1 protein-coding gene is annotated in these 1,685 nt (G+C 48.6%); it reads left to right on the top strand.

The genetic code is table 11. From position 1 onward, the window contains the following. The first annotated feature begins 63 nt into the window (after nt 1-63). On the top strand, nt 64-1,605 hold the full coding sequence (locus DKW60_RS21155; protein ID WP_109839658.1) for a transposase: 1,542 nt from the start codon (nt 64-66) through the stop codon (nt 1,603-1,605). The last annotated feature ends 80 nt before the right edge of the window (nt 1,606-1,685 follow it).

Below are 1,685 nucleotides of genomic sequence, written 5' to 3'. Positions count from 1 at the left end.
CCTAAAATACTCAGTTAAAAATTTCGCTATACTGGTAAGCCCCTGAAACTGTGGAGAAAAGCGATGGTTCTTCCTCCTAAATCTATTCACCCAGCAAGTGAAGCCGCTTTGCCCGATAAAACATCCCTTTATGAGGCCATTCAAGTCGATACTTTTGCAGGTAAAGTCCAGGTAAGTTGGAATAGTGAGGCAGCTTTCACACCATTGGGACAACTGCCCTTTTTCATTGAGTTTCTTAAACTCGGTGGCCGTTTTGAACCATGGGTGACTGACTGCCCGTTGCACTACACCAGTAATAATGCACCGAAGAAGGTTAATGTACTGGGTTCCTTATTTTTGTCTATCCTCTCTGGTCACAATCGCTATACACATCTGAATATCTTACGGGGTGATACCGTCAATACCCGACTATTAGGCATGGATAAAGTGGTGAGTGACTCCTCGGCCATTAATGCACTGAAGCGGATGGATGAAACGCGGGCGATTACCTGGCTCCAGGACCATTTACAGCAGAGTTATGAACCGTTGCTCACGCATCCATGGATATTGGATGTTGATGTGACCGTTAAGCCCCTTTACGGCCACCAGGAAGGGGCGGTTCTGGGTTACAACCCACATAAACGTGGACGTCCTTCCCATACCTATCATAGCTATTTAATGGCAAATACCCGTCTGGTGCTGGAAGTCAATGTGCAAGCGGGTAATCAGTCGGGGTCGGCTCATTCGATGCCCGGATTGATAACACTGATTCAGCGGTTACCTGACGGGCAACGACCTGCCTTTGTTCGGGGTGATTGCGATTGGGGGAATGATGGTGTGATGAAGGAACTGGAAACCTTGGGGCAACAGTATCTCTTTAAAGTAAAACGAACCCGTCGGGTTAAACAACTCATTGCTAAGCTGCATGGACAAGGCGAGTGGCAACGTTTTAATCAGGATTGGGAGGTCAAAGAAAGTGTTTTGCAGCTCACCGGCTGGGCCAGGGAGCGACGCGTCATCGTGACCCGACGACGCCTTCGTGGTGATGCGTTGGTGCTGGAAAAACAATCTGGTGGGCAGCAGGAATTAGCCTTCATTGACGGGCCGGAGGATATGAGGCTTTATGAGTACTCGGTGTTAGTGACTGACTTGCCCGATGATCTTATTGCCTTGATGCAGCACTATCGCAGCCGGGCCGATTGTGAAAATGTCTTTGATGAAATCAAGAATCAGTGGGGTTGGGGAGGCTTTGTCACCCGACAACAACAGACCAGCCAAATCATGGCACGTATGGTGGCGCTGGTTTATAACTGGTGGAACTTGTTCTCGCGCTTAGCAATCCCTGAAAAACATCATGAAGCGATAACGAGCCGCCCCTTGCTGCTCAGTAGTATTGGACAACTCACCCGCAGTGGACGTCAGCAACATATCAGGATTACCAGCACCCATGCTGAGCAGAGAAAAATACAGGCTGCCTATGCACGAATCCACGCCTACTTCACCACCCTAAAGTCAACTGCGACTCAGTTGGCTAAAAAAGAAGTGTGGCGTCAAATAGCGATCAAGTGTGTGGAGTATTTGCTGCACCCCTCAGGCAGTAGCCCCGAATTAGCTTGCCTCAACTGAAATCACTCAGGTTGTGGTGGAGTCAATGTATTTGAAAAGATAATTTTGCTAGCTCAGTAGGCCCAACTGAGGATTTTAGG

The organism is Leucothrix pacifica, assembly GCF_003172875.1.
In the GTDB taxonomy this organism is placed as follows: Bacteria; Pseudomonadota; Gammaproteobacteria; order Thiotrichales; family Thiotrichaceae; genus Leucothrix; species Leucothrix pacifica.
This window is presented reverse-complemented; position numbering and strand designations above follow the sequence as displayed.